This is a genomic window from Streptomyces sp. 63XJN7_1_ISO-PGPR-S23-121 (assembly GCF_056173025.1).
Window position 1 is genome coordinate 6,443,932 of record NZ_CM149653.1, and the last position, 12,005, is coordinate 6,455,936.

General features: G+C 73.6%; 11 protein-coding genes and 1 pseudogene. 9 read left to right on the forward strand and 3 right to left on the reverse strand.

Annotated features, from left to right (window positions below):
- The first annotated feature begins 81 nt into the window (after nucleotides 1–81).
- Nucleotides 82–1,725 (forward strand): M4 family metallopeptidase, encoded by a 1,644-nt coding sequence (locus AC0VYN_RS28885; RefSeq protein ID WP_475533320.1) that lies wholly within the window; start codon nucleotides 82–84, stop codon nucleotides 1,723–1,725.
- 176 nt (nucleotides 1,726–1,901) lie between these two features.
- Here AC0VYN_RS28885 and AC0VYN_RS28890 read toward each other — a convergent pair whose 3' ends face one another.
- On the reverse strand, nucleotides 1,902–2,486 hold the full coding sequence (locus tag AC0VYN_RS28890) for an NADPH-dependent FMN reductase (protein ID WP_475533321.1): 585 nt from the start codon (nucleotides 2,484–2,486) through the stop codon (nucleotides 1,902–1,904).
- 292 nt (nucleotides 2,487–2,778) lie between these two features.
- Between AC0VYN_RS28890 and AC0VYN_RS28895 the strand changes: the two genes are divergently transcribed.
- Together AC0VYN_RS28895 and AC0VYN_RS28900 are read left to right on the forward strand one after the other, a co-directional pair.
- On the forward strand, nucleotides 2,779–3,306 hold the full coding sequence (locus AC0VYN_RS28895; protein WP_475533322.1) for a hypothetical protein: 528 nt from the start codon (nucleotides 2,779–2,781) through the stop codon (nucleotides 3,304–3,306).
- Nucleotides 3,307–3,419: 113 nt separating this feature from the next.
- Nucleotides 3,420–4,055 carry a class F sortase gene (locus AC0VYN_RS28900; protein WP_475533323.1) on the forward strand — a complete coding sequence of 212 codons (636 nt, stop codon included), beginning with the start codon at nucleotides 3,420–3,422 and terminating at the stop codon, nucleotides 4,053–4,055.
- Here AC0VYN_RS28900 and AC0VYN_RS28905 read toward each other — a convergent pair.
- Entirely contained in the window at nucleotides 3,993–4,382 is a 390-nt protein-coding gene (locus tag AC0VYN_RS28905; RefSeq protein ID WP_386922274.1) for a winged helix-turn-helix transcriptional regulator, read from the reverse strand. The two genes, AC0VYN_RS28900 and AC0VYN_RS28905, sit on opposite strands and share 63 nt — an antisense overlap.
- Nucleotides 4,383–4,489: 107 nt before the next feature.
- On the opposite strand from AC0VYN_RS28905, the gene AC0VYN_RS28910 reads away from it, so the two are divergent.
- Nucleotides 4,490–5,380 (forward strand): NAD(P)-dependent oxidoreductase, encoded by an 891-nt coding sequence (locus tag AC0VYN_RS28910; protein ID WP_475533324.1) that lies wholly within the window; start codon nucleotides 4,490–4,492, stop codon nucleotides 5,378–5,380.
- 75 nt (nucleotides 5,381–5,455) lie between these two features.
- Here the strand turns inward: AC0VYN_RS28910 and AC0VYN_RS28915 are convergent, their stop codons facing one another.
- Nucleotides 5,456–6,238, reverse strand: a complete 783-nt coding sequence (locus tag AC0VYN_RS28915) for a sulfite exporter TauE/SafE family protein (RefSeq protein ID WP_475533325.1) — start codon at nucleotides 6,236–6,238, stop codon at nucleotides 5,456–5,458.
- 198 nt (nucleotides 6,239–6,436) lie between these two features.
- Between AC0VYN_RS28915 and AC0VYN_RS28920 the strand changes: the two are divergent.
- From AC0VYN_RS28920 to AC0VYN_RS28940, 5 genes and pseudogenes are all read left to right on the forward strand, one after another.
- Nucleotides 6,437–7,655 (forward strand): annotated as a pseudogene (locus AC0VYN_RS28920) (NAD(P)/FAD-dependent oxidoreductase).
- Entirely contained in the window at nucleotides 7,655–10,267 is a 2,613-nt protein-coding gene (gene nirB, locus AC0VYN_RS28925) for a nitrite reductase large subunit NirB (protein WP_475533326.1), read from the forward strand. The pseudogene AC0VYN_RS28920 and the gene nirB overlap by 1 nt, the downstream one beginning before the upstream one ends.
- On the forward strand, nucleotides 10,264–10,629 hold the full coding sequence (gene nirD / locus AC0VYN_RS28930; RefSeq protein WP_385463451.1) for a nitrite reductase small subunit NirD: 366 nt from the start codon (nucleotides 10,264–10,266) through the stop codon (nucleotides 10,627–10,629). Before nirB ends, nirD begins: the two co-directional genes overlap by 4 nt.
- A 78-nt stretch (nucleotides 10,630–10,707) precedes the next feature.
- A complete protein-coding gene (locus AC0VYN_RS28935; protein WP_475537066.1) occupies nucleotides 10,708–10,851 on the forward strand; it encodes a hypothetical protein in 144 nt (47 codons plus the stop codon).
- A 38-nt stretch (nucleotides 10,852–10,889) separates the two neighbouring features.
- Nucleotides 10,890–11,981, forward strand: coding sequence for an IS630 family transposase (locus AC0VYN_RS28940; protein ID WP_470534466.1), 1,092 nt, complete (start codon nucleotides 10,890–10,892; stop codon nucleotides 11,979–11,981).
- The last annotated feature ends 24 nt before the right edge of the window (nucleotides 11,982–12,005 follow it).

Below are 12,005 nucleotides of genomic sequence, written 5' to 3' on the forward strand. Positions count from 1 at the left end.
CTTGAATCCGATTCAGCACCAGAGCCCCCCATGCGCCACCAGCGCCCCCACGCGCCCGAAGCGCCTGTCCCGAGGAGATCGATGAGCCGAATACGGCGCGTCAGAGGTTCCCTTCCCGTCACGGGCGGCATCGCCGTCACCGCCGCGTCCCTCCTGGTCGCCGCCCTCGTCCCCACCGCGGGTGCCGCCGGCCGGCCGACCCCCGCCGCCGCCCTCGACAACGCGGCGGCGGCCCTCGCGGACCACGCCGCGAGCCTGGGCCTGACGGGGGCCCAGGACACGCGCGCACGTGACGTCGTCGTCGACGAGGACGGCACCCAGCACGTCCGCTACGACCGCACCTACCACGAACTTCCCGTGCTCGGCGGCGACTTCGTCGTCCACCTGTCCCCCGGCGGCGACTACCGCGGCGCCGACCGCGCGACGCGGACGTCCCTCTCCCTGTCCACCGTCACGCCGAAGCTGTCCGCGCCCCGGGCCGCCGGCCTGGCGGCGGACGCGCTGCGCGCCGCCAACCCGGGCGAACTCCTGAAGCGGCTCACCGCCAAGCCCGAGCTGGTCGTCGACGCCCTGCACGGCGCCCCGAAGCTGGCCTGGCGCACGAACGCGGTGGCGCAGGACTCGCTGGGCAACCCGGTCGCGCGCACGGTGCTGACCGACGCGCGCACGGGCTCCCGCATCGACGCCTGGGACACCATCGAGTCGGTCTCGGGCGACGGCCGGTCGCTGTACGGCGGCACGGTGCCGCTGGAGACGACGCAGTCGGGGTCGGCCTACCAGCTCAAGGACGCGACGCGCGGCGGCACGTACACGGGCGACGCGGCGAACCAGAACGACCTGTGCGTCCTGACCATCTGTCTCAGCCGGGCGCCCTCGGCGGTGTTCACCGACGCCGACAACCACTGGGGCACGGGCACGACCGCCGACCGCGCCTCCGCCGCGGTGGACGCGCAGTACGGCACCGACGTGACGTGGGACTACTACCGGAACGTCCACGGGCGGACCGGCATCGCGGGCGACGGCAAGGGCTCCTCCAACCGGGTGCACTACGGCACCCGGTACAACAACGCCTTCTGGGACGACACGTGCTTCTGCATGACGTACGGCGACGGTGACGGGACGACCTTCGGGCCGCTGGTGTCGCTGGACGTCGCCGGGCACGAGATGTCGCACGGGGTGACGTCGTCGACGGCGGCGCTGACGTACTCGGGCGAGTCCGGCGGCCTGAACGAGGCCACCTCCGACATCTTCGGCACGCTGGTGGAGTGGTACGCGGGCAATTCCGCCGACGCCGGTGACTACCTGATCGGCGAGAAGGTCGTCCGCTCCGGCTTCGGGCGCGGCGCCCTGCGCTTCATGGACCGGCCGAGCAGGGACGGCGCCTCGGCGGACTGCTGGAGCGACTCGGTCGGAGATCTCGACGTGCACTACTCGTCCGGCGTCGCGAACCACTTCGCGTACCTGCTGGCCGAGGGCAGCGGCGCACGGACCGTGGGCGGGGTCGCCTACGACTCCCCCACCTGCGACGGCTCCACGGTGACCGGGATCGGCCGGGACAAGCTCGGCGCCATCTGGTACCGGGCGCTGACGGTGCACATGACCTCCTCCACGGACTACGCGGGGGCGCGGGCCGCCACCCTGAGCGCGGCCGAGGAGCTGTACGGCGCCGGCAGCACCGAGTACGCCGCGGTCGGCGCGGCGTGGAGCGCGGTGAACGTGGGCTGACGGCCCATCGGCACCGCACGGCGGCCGGCACCCTTCCCGGGGGGCCGGCCGCCGTGCCGTGCAGGTTCGTTCGAATTGCCGGTGGTCGACGCGGACCTCGCGCGTGACTTCCGGGCGGCGGCCGCCCGGAGGCGGACTGCGCCGGCGCCCGACGGGTCCGCGGGCCGGCCCCGGGGTCAGGCGCCGTAGGGGCTCTTCTCCCTCGCCTCACGCAGGGCCCGGCCCCACCACACCAGTTGGTCCAGCATGGTCTTCGCCGCCGCGTCCGGGCCGGCCGGGTCCCTGAGCGTGCCCGCGTCGTCGAAGGCCGCGCCCGCGTTGTGGAAGGAGACCGTGTCCCGGACCGTCACGGCGTGCAGTTCGGCGAAGACCTGACGCAAATGCTCCACGGCGCGCAGGCCGCCGGCGAGGCCGCCGTAGGAGACGAGGCCGACGGGCTTGGCCCGCCACTCGCCGAAGTGCCAGTCGACGAGGTTCTTCAGGCCCGCCGGGAACGAGTGGTTGTACTCCGGGGTGAGGACGACGAACGCGTCGGCACCCGCCAGTCTCGGGGTGACCCCCGCCAGCGCGGCGGTCGCCTCCGGGGTCCGGGCGAGGTCCGTGGGCAGGTCGGTCGCCGCGACGTCCACGACCTCGGGGACCAGGTCGTCGCGTTCGCGGAGGTGGTCCAGGAGCCAGTCGGCGACGACGGGGCCGAAGCGGCCGTGGCGGTTGCTGCCGACGAGCAGGGTCACGTGCAGGGGAGCGGTCTGTGTGGTCATGCGGAACACCCTGGTACCTCAAGTTTGCTCGAGGTCAAGCCCGTGTCCGCGGCGCCCCGCGGCGGACAGCCCGGTCACCCGTTCACACGCCCGCCGCGCACCCTTCCGGATCTTTTCCGCCGCCGGCCCGGACCGCCGCGGTGACCTGCGGGGACGTGATCATGGACGGGCCCGGCGGGCCCTCCGGTGCCACCCGTTCGCCGCAGTCGCGGGGCGCGCTCGGGAAGCGGGGCGCGTCCGGTGCCACTTTCCTCGGTAGGGCAGGGCCACCGAAGAGCTCGAAGGAGCACCGATGCGACGCACCGCCCGCCTGCTGACCGGTACCGCGCTCGCCGTCGCGGCCGCGGGTCTCGCCACCGCGCCCGCGTACTCCGGCGACGAGGCCACCGGCCGGCTGGAGGTGTACCCCTCCTCGGTCGTGCCCGGCGACGAGGCCGTCGTCACCACCTCGGCGTGCGACGACGACGGCTCCGCGACGGGCGACGCCGACGCGGTGGGCGCGGGCCGGTTCCCGCTGGCGCCGGACACACCCGGGGGCGAGGTGACCGGGCGGTTCGACGTGCCGCCGAGCGCGCAGCCGGGGACGTACGAGATCGTCGCCGTCTGCGCCCGGAGCGGCCGCCGGGTGACGGGCGACCTGGTCGTCACGCTGACCGCCGCCCGCGAGCAGGTGTACCCGCGAGGAAGCGTCAAGACGGGGGTCGGCGGCGCTCTCGGCCCCGATCCCGTGCAGACCGCGGCCGGCGTTGCGGCTCTCGCCGTCGCCGCCGCGGGCGGTACCTGGCTCCTGCATCGCCGGGCGAGAGGCGACGGGATCTGACGGGCACCCTCCGCTGCCCGTCCGCCGGTACCGCACTTCCCCGCCCCCTCCGGGTCCGATGCCCCTCGCGGCCCGGAGGGGGCCGGGGAAACCCCCGAGGGAGAGTGGTCGTCATGCGCAGGGTCGGCAACACCGCGATAGCCGTCGTCACCGCGGCCGCCCTCTGTTCCGGGGCGTATCTCCTCGGCGGCGGCGCGGAGGACGGGGCCCCGCCGCAGCCGTCGGCCGCGCAGGCCGGCTCGGCGCAGGCCGGCTCGGCGCGGGCCCGGGAGGCACCCGCCGCGCCGGCGCTGCCGCCCTCCCCGCCCGACCGCGTGCGCATCCCGGCGATCGGCGTCGACGCCCCGCTGACCGGTCTCGGCCTGACGCCGACGGGCAGCCTGGACGTCCCGCCCGCCGAGCGGACGAACCTCGCCGGCTGGTACGAGGCGGGCACGACGCCCGGCGAGACGGGTACCGCGATCGTCGCCGGGCACGTCGACAACGCCGAGGGGCCCGCCGTCTTCTACCGGCTCGGCGCCCTGGCGAAGGGCGCCGCCATCGAGGTCGACCGGCGCGACGGCGGCGTCGCGGTGTTCACCGTGGACGCGGTGGAGGTGTACGCGGCGACGGACTTCCCCGACGAGCGGGTGTACGGGGCGGCGGACCGGCCCGAGCTGCGCGTCATCACCTGTGGCGGCGGCTACTCACGCGGGACCGGGTACCAGGGGAACGTGGTCGTCTTCGCGCACCTCACCGGCAGCCGGTGAGGCGTTCAGGACGTTCGCCCTGCCCCACGCGCCGAGCGGCGCCAGCGCCTCGTTGAGGGCGACGCCCCGGGCGGTCAGCGAGTACTCGACGCGCGGCGGCACCTCGCCGTACTCCTCGCGGTGCACGATGCCGTCGGCCTCCAGCTCCCGCAGCTGCGCGGCGAGCACCTTCTCCGTCACGCCGGGCAGCTCGCGGCGCAGGGCGCCGAAGCGGCACGTCCCCTCCCCGAGCGCCCACAGGATCAGCACCTTCCACTTGCCGCCGATGACGTCCATCGCCGCGTCGACCCCGCAGACGTACGCCCCCGGCCGCCGTGCCGTCCCCATGCCCGTCCCCCTGTTCCTGTCCGCTGCCTGCATGCTTCCCCCGAGGTAACCACCCACTAAGAAGTGCGTACTTGAGCGGGTCCCGGCCTCGGCGGAGGCTGATCGTCATGACTGACAAGGCATTCGCTCCCCGTATTCCGCTCACCGTCCTCGGCGCCGGCGCCATGGGCGCCGCCCTCGTCCGCGCCTGGCTCGCCGCCGGCCACCCCGTGACCGTCTGGAACCGCACCCCCGCCCGCGCAGAGGCCCTGGCCGCCGACGGCGCGACGGTCGCCCCGAGCGCCGCGGCGGCGGTGGCCGCGAACCGCCTGGTGATCGTCTGCCTGCTGGACGACGCCTCGGTCGGCGAGGCCCTGGACGCGGCCGACCTGACCGGGCGGGACCTGGTGAACCTCACCACCGGGACGCCCGGCGAGGGCCGCGCCCGCGCCGCGTGGGCGACGGCGCGCGGGGCCCGTTTCCTGGACGGCGGGATCATGGCCGTGCCGCCGATGATCGGGGACCCCGGCTCCGGCGGCTACGTCTTCTACAGCGGCTCCCCCGCCCTCTTCGAGGAGCACCGCGACACCCTCGCCGTCCCGGCCGGCACCCGCTTCGTCGGCGAGGACGCGGGCTTCGCGGCGCTGCACGACGTGGCCCTGCTGAGCGCGATGAGCGGCATGTTCGCGGGCATCGTGCACGCCTTCGCGCTGATCCGCCCCGAGGAGATCGCCCCGAAGGACTTCGCGCCGCTGCTGGCGTCGTGGCTGGGCGCGATGTCCGGCTCGGTGCACAAGACCGCCGACCAGCTGGCGAGCGGCGACTACGGCAAGGACGTCGTCTCCAACCTCGCGATGCAGGTGGCGGCCAACGCGACGCTGCTGAGCACGGCCGCGGAACAGGGAGTGAGCGCGGAGCTGCTGACCCCGTACATGGCGCTGCTGGAGCGACGGCTCGCCGGGGGGCACGGGGAGGAGGACACCACCGGCGTGGTGGAGCTGCTGGCCCTGCGCGGTTAGGGCCCGTCGTCCGGATCATGCCGGCCCGCATGGAGGCACCGTCTCTTTCAGCCGGCCTGATCCGAACGACGGACCCTAGGCCAGCCACTGCTCGTAGGCCAGGTTCGCCACCAGGGCGAAGACGACCGTCAGCAGGACGACGCGGACGAAGCCGCTGCCCTTCCTCAGGGCGGTGTGCGCGCCGAACATGCCGCCGGCGAGGTTGAAGACGGCCATCAGGGCGGCGAGCTGCCACAGCACCGCGCCCTGCCAGGCGAAGGTGGCCAGGGCGCCCGCGTTGGTGCAGCAGTTGACGATCTTGGCGGTGGCGGAGGCCGTCACCAGGTCCAGGTGCAGGACGGCGGTGAGCGCCAGGACAAGGAAGGTGCCGGTGCCGGGGCCGATCAGGCCGTCGTAGAAGCCGATGCCGAGGCCCGCGAGGCCGATCGCGGCGAGGACCTGGCGGCGGGTGGCCGGGCCGGCGGCCGGGGCGGTGCCGAAGGCGGGGCGCAGGATCACGAAGGCCGCGACGGCGAGCAGCACCACCATGATCACCGGCTTGAGCACCTCCGTGCTCATGCCGGCGGCGAAGAAGGCCCCGCCGGAGGACCCGGCGAGGGCCGCCAGCCCGATGCGCACGGCCGTGCGGACGTCCACGGGCGCCTTGCGGGCGTAGGTCACCGCAGCGCCCGTGGTGCCGACGATGGCGACCGCCTTGTTGGTGCCCAGGGCGTGCGCGGCGGGGGTCCCGGCGGGCAGGCCGAGCAGCAGCACCGGCAGCAGCAGGAGTCCGCCGCCGCCGACCACGGCGTCGACCCACCCGGCCGCGAGGGCGGCGAGGCACAGCAGAACGACCATGGTCAGCGATATGTCGGGCATGATCGCGACCCTAGGACCGGGATGGATGTGCAGTCCATCGAGATGAGGGACTTCTGAGGTTCCCCGGCGGCCCGCCGGGGGAATTTCGGCGGGCCCGCCGCCCCTCACATCCCTCCCCCGCCCCCGCTGAGGGCAGCGTTCCCGGTGGGAAACAGCGGGGATGCGGCCGGGTAACACCCGCGTCGCACGCTCGTTGCCATGACCTCGAATGCGCGTGTGGTGGTGATCGGCGCCGGGCTCGCGGGTGTGACGCTCGCCCGGCGGCTCGGTGCAGCTCGGCACGCCCGCCCTGGTGGTCGGCGACGAGGAGCACCGCCCGTACAACCGCGTACTGCTCGCGGAGGTGCTCGCCGGCCGGTTCGGACCCGAGGTGACCGCCCTGCCGGCGCCCGCGGAGCTGACCCGCGCCCGGGTCACCGGCATCGACCGGGCCGGGCGGACGGTGCACTGCGCCGACGGCTCGGTGATCGCGTACGGCACGCTGGTCCTGGCCACCGGCTCCAACGCCGTGCTGCCGCCGCTGCGCGGCCTGTTCACCCCGGACCGCGAGCTGCCCGAGGGCGTGCACGCGTTCCGCACCATGGACGACTGCCTGGCCCTGTCCAAGGCGGTGCGGCCCGGAGTGCGGGCGGTCGTCGTCGGCGGGGGCCTGCTCGGGGTGTCCGCCGCCCGCGCGCTGGCCGTGCGCGGCGCGCGGGTCGTCCTCGCCCAGCAGTCCGAGCGACTCATGGAACGCCAGCTCGACCCGGCCGCCGCCGCGCTCGTCCGGCGCCGTCTGGAGGAGCTCGGTGTCGAGGTGCACACCGAGTGCCGGGTCCGGGACGTGCGCTCGGCCGGCGGTGCGGTGCGGTCGGTCGAGATGTCCGACGGGTACGCCCTCGGCACCGACCTGGTGGTCCTGGCCTGCGGGGTCCGGCCCCGGGCCGGTCTCGCGCGGGCGGCCGGACTGGACGTCGCGAAGGGCGTGGTCGTCGACGACGAGCTGCGCACCTCCGACCCGCACATCCGTGCCGTCGGCGACTGCGCCGAGCACGCGGGCACCGTGTACGGACTGGCCGCGCCCGCCCTCGAACAGGCGGGCGCGCTGGCCGCGCTGCTGGCCGGCGACCGCGCCGCCCGCTACACCGGCACCCGGTCCCTGACCCGGCTCACCCTCACCGGGCCGGACGGCCCCCTCGACCTCGCCTCGTTCGGCGAGACCGACCCCCGCCCCGGCGACGACGTCGTGCGGCTCGCCGACGCCACCCGCGGCACCTACCGCAAGGTCGTCGTCCGCGACGACCGGCTGGTCGGCGGGGTCCTGGTCGGCGAACTCGGCACCGTCGGCGCGCTCGCGCGCGCCTGGGAGGGAGCAGAGCCGCTCCCGTCCGACGGCGGCCCCCTGCTCCACCTGCTCACCAACGACGGAGGCTCCTGATGACCGCCACCCCGGGGCCCACCCCCACCATTGTGCTCGTCGGCCACGGCATGGTCGGCCAGCGCTTCCTCGAGGCGCTCGCCGAGCGCGGCCTGACCGCCACGCACCGCGTGGTCGTGCTGTGCGAGGAGCCGCGCCCGGCGTACGACCGGGTGCAGCTCACCTCGTACTTCTCGGGGAAGTCCCCCGAGGACCTGTCGCTGACCGACCCGGACTTCATCGCCCGGCACGGCATCGAACTGCACGTCGGCGACCCGGCCGAGTCCGTCGACCGCGAGGCCCGCCGGGTGACCGCCCGCTCGGGGCTGGCCGTCGACTACGACGTCCTGGTCCTGGCCACCGGCTCCTACCCCTTCGTCCCGCCGGTCCCCGGCAAGGACGCGGAGGGCTGCTTCGTCTACCGCACGATCGAGGATCTCCTCGCCATCGAGGAGTACGCGAAGGACGCGACGACCGGCGCGGTGGTCGGCGGCGGGCTGCTCGGCCTGGAGGCGGCGGGCGCGCTCCAGGGGCTCGGGCTCGTCCCGCACATCGTGGAGTTCGCGCCGCGGCTGATGCCGGTGCAGGTCGACGAGGGCGGCGGCGCCGCGCTGCTGCGCACCATCGAGGGGATGGGCCTGTCCGTCCACACGGGCGTCGGCACGCAGGAGGTCCTGACCGGCGACGACGGCGCCGTCATCGGCATGAAGCTGTCCGACGGCTCCGAGCTCGCCACCGACCTGGTGGTGTTCAGCGCCGGCGTCCGCCCCCGCGACCAGCTGGCCCGCGACTGCGGACTGGCGGTCGGCGAACGCGGCGGCATCGGCGTCGACGAGCAGTGCCGGACCCTCACCGACCCGCACGTCTTCGCGATCGGCGAGTGCGCGCTGGCCGCCGACGGCCGGGTCTACGGGCTGGTGGCCCCGGGGTACGAGCAGGCCGAGACGGCCGCCGCGGCCATCGCCCGGGACGAGGCGGCGTTCACGGGCGCCGACCTGTCCACCAAGCTGAAGCTGCTCGGCGTGGACGTGGCGTCCTTCGGCGACGCCCACGGCACGGCCGAGGGCTGCCTGGACGTCGTCTACTCCGACTCCCGCGCCGGCCTGTACAAGAAGCTGGTCGTCGGCCGCGACGGCACCCTGCTCGGCGGCATCCTGGTCGGCGACGCGGAGGCCTACGGCACGCTGCGCGCCTTCACCGGCTCGGTCCCGCCGGTCCCGCCCGAGTCCCTCGTGCTGCCGGCCGGCGCGGGCGCCCCGGACCGGCTCGGCCCGTCCGCGCTCCCCGACGACGCGGTGATCTGCTCCTGCCACAACGTCACCAAGGGCACGATCCGCGGCGCGGTGACGGAGCACTCCTGCACGACGGTGCCCGAGGTGAAGAAGTGCACCCGGGCCGGCACCGGCTGCGGCTCCTGCGTCAAGGTGCTCGGCCAGCTGGTCACCGCCGAGCTGGAGGCGAGCGGCGTCGAGGTCGACAAGGGCCTGTGCGGCTGCTTCGCGCAGACCCGCGAGGAGCTGTACGAGATCGTCCGCGCCCTGCGGATCACCTCCTACCGGGAACTCCTGGACCGGCACGGCCGCGAGGAGGCCCGGGGCGGCGAGGGCTGCGAGGTCTGCAAGCCGGCGGTCGGCTCGGTCATCGCCTCCCTCGCCCCGGCGATCGGCGCCAGCGGCTACGTCCTGGAGGGCGAGCAGGCGGCCCTGCAGGACACCAACGACCACTTCCTGGCCAACCTCCAGCGCAACGGCTCGTACTCGGTCGTGCCGCGCATCCCCGGCGGCGAGATCGCGCCGGAGAAGCTCATCGTCATCGGCGAGATCGCCCGCGACTTCGGGCTCTACACGAAGATCACCGGCGGTCAGCGCATCGACATGTTCGGCGCCCGGGTCGAGCAGCTGCCGCTGATCTGGGCCCGGCTGGTGGACGCCGGCTTCGAGTCGGGGCACGCGTACGGCAAGTCGCTGCGCACCGTGAAGTCCTGCGTGGGGCGGACCTGGTGCCGCTACGGCGTCCAGGACTCGGTGCGGATGGCGATCGACCTGGAGCTGCGCTACCGGGGGCTCAGGTCCCCGCACAAGCTCAAGTCGGCGGTGTCGGGCTGCGCCCGCGAGTGCGCGGAGGCGCAGTCGAAGGACTTCGGCGTGATCGCCACGTCCAACGGCTGGAACCTCTACGTCGGCGGCAACGGCGGCGCCACCCCGCGCCACGCGGACCTGCTGGCGCAGGACCTCTCCGACGCCGAACTGGTGCGCCTGATCGACCGGTTCCTGATGTTCTACATCCGCACCGCCGACCGGCTGGAGCGCACCTCCACCTGGCTGGAGCGCATCCCCGGCGGCCTGGACCACGTCCGGGACGTGGTGGTGCACGACTCGCTCGGCATCTGCGACGAGCTGGAGTCCCTGATGCGGGCGCACGTGTCCCACTACCGCGACGAGTGGGCCGAGACCGTGAACGACCCCGAGAAGCTGGCCCGGTTCGTGTCCTTCGTCAACGCGCCGGACACGCCCGACCCGGTCGTCGGCTTCGTGCCCGAACGCGACCAGATGAAGCCCGACCTGCCGCTGCTGTCCATCGGCAGGCGACGCCCCTCGGAAGACGACCTCCTGGAAGGAAGCACCCGGCGATGACCCTGGCACCCGAGACCCTGGCACCCGAGACCACCGGCCCGAAGGTCCGGCTGCGGCTGACGGACGACTGGTTCACGGCCTGCGACCTGGGCGCCCTGCTCCCCGGCCGCGGCGTGGCGGCCCTGCTGCCGGACGGCGGGCAGGTGGCCCTGTTCCGCGACCGCGACGGCGGGCTGTACGCCATCGACAACCGCGACCCGTTCACCGGCGCGGCCGTCCTCTCCCGCGGCCTGACCGGCAGTCACCGGGGCCGCCCCTTCGTCGCCTCCCCGCTGCTCAAGCAGCGCTTCGACCTCACGACCGGGCAGTGCCTGGACGACGAGACGGTGCGGGTGGCGACGTACGAGGTACGAGCCGCCTGACCCACTGCGGGCAGACCGCCCGAGCCGCCCCGCGCCGGGGCCCGGCGGCGGGGCCGGTCATGACACCCGGAGGCAGCAGTGGATCGTCGTACCCTCCTGCGCACGGCCGTCGTCGGCGGCTCGGCCCTACGCACCCGGCTGTACTTCTCCAGCCAGCGGGGCGCGAGCGGGAGTTCGTCCGGCGGTGTCACCTACGAGGTGCGCGGGCCGTTCCGGGCCTAGGCTAGTGACCTGAGTCGGAGATTCGTCGTTGGTTGGGTATGAGTCGTCCGGGTCCGAAGATTCCGCCGTTGTCGGTCACTGATGCCCAACGCGATGTGCTGGAGGGCTGGGTGCGTCGTCGCTCGACAGCCCAGTCCCTGGCTCAGCGCTCAAGGATCATTCTGGCGTGCGCCGAGGGGCACTCGATCATGGAAGTGTCACGCCGGCTCGGTGTCACCGCGGACATGGTCCGCACCTGGCGGCGGCGCTTTTTGGAACGTGGTCTGGACGGCTTGTCCGACGAGCCGCGGCCCGGTGTCCCGCGGAAGATCACCGACGCGGACGTCGAGCGGGTCATCGTCAAAACGCTGGAGGAGAAGCCGAAGAACGCCACCCACTGGTCGACCCGGTCGATGGCGGCAGCCACGGGCATGTCGCAGTCGACGGTCTCGCGGATCTGGCGGGCGTTCGCGCTGGCCCCGCACCGGTCACAGACGTTCAAGCTTTCCACCGACCCTTTGTTCATCGACAAGGTCCGTGACGTGGTGGGTCTGTATCTGGATCCGCCGGAGAAAGCCCTGGTCCTGTGTGTGGACGAGAAGTCGCAGATCCAGGCCCTGGACCGGTCCCAGCCCGTGCTGCCGATGGTTCCCGGGGTCCCCGAACGCCGCAGCCACGACTACGTCCGGGCCGGCACCACCACCCTGTTCGCGGCCCTCGAAGTCGCCACCGGCAAGGTCATCGGCTCCCTCCACCGACGGCACCGGGCCGTCGAGTTCAAAAAGTTCCTCACCAAGCTGGACAAGGAAGTACCCGCCGAACTCGACGTGCACCTGATCCTGGACAACTACGTCACCCACAAGACGCCCGCCATCAAACAGTGGCTGCTGGCGCATCCCCGCTTCCACCTGCACTTCACGCCGACGAGTTCGTCCTGGCTGAATCTGGTGGAGCGGTGGTTCGCCGAGCTCACGCAGAAGAAGCTCAAGCGCGGTGTCCACCGCTCCGTCCAGGCCCTCGAACGCGACATCCGAGCATGGCTCGCCGACTGGAACGACAACCCACGGCCGTTCGTCTGGACGAAGACCGCCGACGAGATCCTCGACAAAGTCGCCGCCTACTGCCGACGAATCTCTGACTCAGGTCACTAGGGCCTTTCGTCTGAATCATGCCGG